The sequence below is a fragment of the Clavibacter lycopersici genome, from assembly GCF_003576405.1.
Lineage (GTDB): Bacteria > Actinomycetota > Actinomycetes > Actinomycetales > Microbacteriaceae > Clavibacter > Clavibacter lycopersici.
The window spans coordinates 1-4,130 of record NZ_QWGT01000241.1 but is presented as its reverse complement, the minus strand read 5'-3'; the positions used below and the strand labels follow the sequence as shown (position 1 = coordinate 4,130).

The 4,130-nt window shown below is 72.6% G+C and carries 4 protein-coding genes; 1 reads left to right on the top strand and 3 read right to left on the bottom strand.

Features of this window, described 5'->3' with window-relative positions; genetic code table 11:
- Nucleotides 1–1,052: glutathione S-transferase family protein (locus tag DZG00_RS13015; protein WP_119455699.1), on the bottom strand; the 1,052-nt coding region annotated here is incomplete at its 3' end.
- A gap of 273 nt (nucleotides 1,053–1,325) precedes the next feature.
- Between DZG00_RS13015 and DZG00_RS13010 the strand changes: the two genes are divergently transcribed.
- Nucleotides 1,326–3,461, top strand: coding sequence for a DEAD/DEAH box helicase (locus DZG00_RS13010; protein WP_119382690.1), 2,136 nt, complete (start codon nucleotides 1,326–1,328; stop codon nucleotides 3,459–3,461).
- 68 nt (nucleotides 3,462–3,529) lie between these two features.
- On the opposite strand, the gene DZG00_RS17045 is transcribed toward DZG00_RS13010, so the two are convergent.
- Together DZG00_RS17045 and DZG00_RS17040 are read right to left on the bottom strand one after the other, a co-directional pair.
- Nucleotides 3,530–3,679: a hypothetical protein gene (locus DZG00_RS17045; RefSeq protein WP_158586989.1), complete on the bottom strand. Its 150-nt coding sequence runs from the start codon at nucleotides 3,677–3,679 to the stop codon at nucleotides 3,530–3,532.
- 81 nt (nucleotides 3,680–3,760) lie between these two features.
- Nucleotides 3,761–3,934: a hypothetical protein gene (locus DZG00_RS17040; RefSeq protein WP_158586990.1), complete on the bottom strand. Its 174-nt coding sequence runs from the start codon at nucleotides 3,932–3,934 to the stop codon at nucleotides 3,761–3,763.
- Nucleotides 3,935–4,130: the final 196 nt, after the last annotated feature.

Here is a 4,130-nt window from a genome sequence, read left to right as displayed (position 1 = left end):
CGCGGCACCGCGCCGTGGCCCTCGGGCACGCGCTCGTCATCGCGCACCGGGCCGGGAGGGGTGCCGTCGCCGAACGGGCGGCCGCCCAGCTCCTCGCGCCCGTGCGGCTCGAGCCAGCCCCACGTCTCGGGCCCGACGGGCACGACCCGGGTCGGGTTGATGTCGGTGTGCGTCAGGTAGTAGTGCTGCTTGATCTGCACGAAGTCGATGGTGTCGCCGAACCCGGGCGTCTGGAACAGGTCGCGCGCGTACGCCCAGAGCACGGGCATCTCGTCCAGCTTCTGCCGGTTGCACTTGAAGTGCCCGTGGTAGACGGCGTCGAAGCGGGCGAGCGTGGTGAACAGGCGGACGTCGGCCTCGGTGATGGTGTCGCCCACGAGGTAGCGCTGCGTCGCGAGCCGGTCGCTCAGCCAGTCGAGCCGGCCGAAGAGGCGGTCGTACGCCTTCTCGTACGCCTCCTGGGATCCGGCGAAGCCGCAGCGGTACACGCCGTTGTTCACGTCGCGGAAGACGAGGTCGGCGACCTCGTCGATCTCCGCCCGGAGGTGCTCGGGGTAGAGGTCGGGTGCGCCCTCGCGGTGGTGCTCGGTCCACTCGGTGGAGAGGTCGAGCGTGATCTGCGGGTAGTCGTTGGTGACCACCTGGCCGGAGGGGATGTCGACGAGCGCCGGCACCGTGATCCCACGCGGGTAGTCGGGGAAGCGCGCGAAGAACGCGTCCTGCAGGCGCTCGATGCCGAGGACCGGGTCGCGTCCGTCGGGGTCGAGGTCGAAGGTCCAGCTGCGGGCGTCGTGCGTAGGGCCGGGGAGGCCGAGCGAGATGGCGTCCTCGAGGCCGAGCAGGCGGCGCACGATGACCGAGCGGTTCGCCCACGGGCACGCGCGCGCCGCGACGAGGCGGTAGCGGCCGGCCTCGACGGGCCAGCCCTGCGAGCCGTCCCGGAGGATCCGGTCCTCGATGTAGTTCGTGTCGCGGGTGAACTCACCCTCCTCGACGTAGCGGCCGGGAGCGCCCGCCTCGTTGGTGCCTGCGGGTGTCGCCTGATCCGTCATGCATCCACCCTAGGCCGGGGTCGCCGCGCCCGACCGGCCGCGGGCGCGCACGGGGTCCCGCGTGCCCTAAACTCTCCGTGTGCCCGTCCTCCCCGAGGCGGCCGGGCGCAGGCGGCGGACCCAGATCCCACCCCCGACCCGGAACCCCGGTTGCTCGAGGCCGGTCCCCTCGCCACCGTCCGACCGCACGCGTCACCGTGCGCGACGGGCGCGAAGTACTTCCGATCCGGGAGCGCAGGCAGCGCCTGGCCCCGGCAGTGAACAAGGAGTTGCATGGCTCGCACCGGCCAGCGGCGGTCCTCCGCCCGCACGCGCACGATCGACAACGAGGGGCTCATCCCCGTGCTGGCGCGCGCCGTGCGCGAGATCGAGCAGGCCGCCCAGCGCGGCAAGCTCAAGCCCGTCAACCGCACGAAGTTCCAGGTCGTCGCCGTGCTGATGCGCGAGGAGCGCACGCACGCGAAGGACCCGGCCACCCCGCTCAGCGACCCCGAGCGCGCGGAGACCCTGAAGCGCCTCGACGGCATCGCGAGCATCCTGGCCCGCACGGCCGCGCGCGACACCTCGGTGCTGCCGCTGCTGGATCCCGACGCCAAGCTCTCCGAGGCCGCCCGCGCCATGCGCAAGCACATGCTGTTCGACGGCGGCGTGGAGATGGTCGTGGAGGAGGAGCCGGAGCCCGAGCCCGAGGATCCCGCGCTCGCCAAGCTCAGCGAGCGCCAGGTCGTGCCGCCGTCCGTCAAGGCCCGCGTGCTCGCGAACCCGTTCCTCGAGCCCGACCTCGACCGGCCCGCCCCGGCCGCGCCGCCCACGCGCCTGCTGGCGAACTGGGAACTGCTCGGCCCGCTGTTCAAGTCGTTCGAGTACGGCGCCGGTGGCGGCATCGCGAGCATGGACCTCCCCGAGAGCCCCCGCATCGACCGCCTCTCGCCGCAGAACCTCGAGCTCATGCGCCACCAGGCCCGCTTCCTCGAGAGCGTGCGCCTCGGCCACCGGGAGTTCCTGCTCGCCGACGAGCCCGGCCTCGGCAAGACGGCGCAGGCGCTGCTCGCCGCGTCGGTCGCGGACGCGTACCCGCTGCTCGTCGTCGTGCCGAACGTCGTGAAGATGAACTGGAAGCGCGAGGTCGAGCGGTGGACGCCGCACCGCCGCGCCACCGTGATCCACGGCGACGGCGCGGGGCTCGACGCCTTCGCCGACGTCGTCATCGTCAACTACGAGGTGCTGGACCGCCACATCGGCTGGCTGCGCACGCTCGGCTTCCGCGGCATGGTCGTCGACGAGGCGCACTTCATCAAGAACCTGCAGTCGCAGCGGTCGAAGTTCGTGCTGGCGCTCGCCGAGAGCATCCGGCAGCGCCAGTCGAACCCGCTGCTGATGGCGCTGACGGGCACGCCGCTCATCAACGACATCGACGACTTCCGCGCCATCTGGCAGTTCCTCGGCTGGATCGACGGCGACAAGCCCACCTCGCGCCTCATGGGCGAGCTGGAGGAGGCGGGCCTCACGCCCGCCGACCCCGGCTTCTTCGCCGAAGCCCGGCGCGCGGTCATCGACCTCGGCATCGTGCGCCGCCGCAAGATCGACGTGGCCACCGACCTGCCGTCGAAGCGCATCGCGGACCTCCCGGTCGAGCTCGACGACGACCTGGGCCGCTCCATCCGCCAGGCCGAGCGCGAGCTCGCGGCGCGTCTCGTCAAGCGCTTCACGGCTCTCGTCGGCGCGCGCGGCACCACCGTGCCCGAGGTGATGGCCGGATCCGCCTCGGAGCGCGCGAGCCTCGTGCGGCTCGTGGCGCAGTCCGAGCTCGACGAGGCCAAGGCGCAGAAGACCGGCGAGAACGTGTTCACCATGGTCCGCCGGATCGGCCAGGCCAAGGCCGTGCTCGCCGCCGACTACGCCGCCCAGCTCGCGCGCTCGGTCGGCAAGGTCGTGTTCTTCGCGAAGCACGTCGACGTGATGGACCAGGCCGAGGCGACGTTCGCGAAGCGGGAGCTGAAGAGCGTCTCCATCCGCGGAGACCAGTCGCCTGCCGCGCGCCAGAACGCGATCGACTCCTTCCAGAACGACCCCGAGGTCAAGGTCGTGGTCTGCTCGCTCACCGCGGCGGGCGTCGGCCTCAACCTGCAGGCCGCGTCCAACGTGGTGCTCGCCGAGCTCAGCTGGACCAGCGCCGAGCAGACGCAGGCCATCGACCGCGTGCACCGCATCGGCCAGGAGGAGCCCGTCACCGCGTGGCGGATCATCGCGGCGCAGACCATCGACGCGAAGATCGCGGAGCTCATCGACAGCAAGGCGGGCCTCGCGGCGCGCGCGCTCGACGGCGAGGACTTCGACGAGGCCGGATCCACGTCGGTCCAGCTCGACGCGCTCTCGCACCTCCTCGAGGAGGCGCTGGCCGCGGGCTGACCCGCGATCCGCACGCACGACGCCCCCGCGACCTGCTGGTCGCGGGGGCGTCGTGCGTGCGGTGCGCGTCAGTCGCCCTGGCGTCGCCTGTCGACTGCTCGGCGGATCAGGTAGGCGAACGCGAACGCGAACACGAGGACGCCGCAGACCCCCGTCGGACCGAGGCGCTCGGTCGCCGAGCCCCCGACGACCAGCGGCACCACGACCAGCTGGGACACGACGAAGGACGCGGTGAGGATGGCCGCGTCGCGGAGAGCGCGGCGGCGGGTGTCCGGGGAGCGGATGCTCCCCAGCGCGGATCAGCCGCGCTCGTCCTTCCGGCGCTGGCGCTCGGCCTTGCCTGCGGCACGGCGCTCGCGGGCGACGGCGTCTTGGGCGTCCTGCGTGGGGCTGGAGCGGGAGGTGCCGATGACGGCCGAGAAGATGAGGATCGCGACGGGGATGGACGCCAGGTGGATCAGGGTGGACCGCATGCGCGCTCCTCCGGTGGCAATCCGAGCGCACCGAGCGGATCCGCCCGCTCAGTCCTCGAGGGCCGTGCCGCGGAGGTCCGGAAGCGTGAGCGCCGCGGCCGCGGCCAGCGCGAAGACGGCCGCGAACACGCCGAACGGCAGCGCGACGCCGCCGAGCGCGAGGAGCGGCGGCACGCACAGCGGCGCGACGATCGAG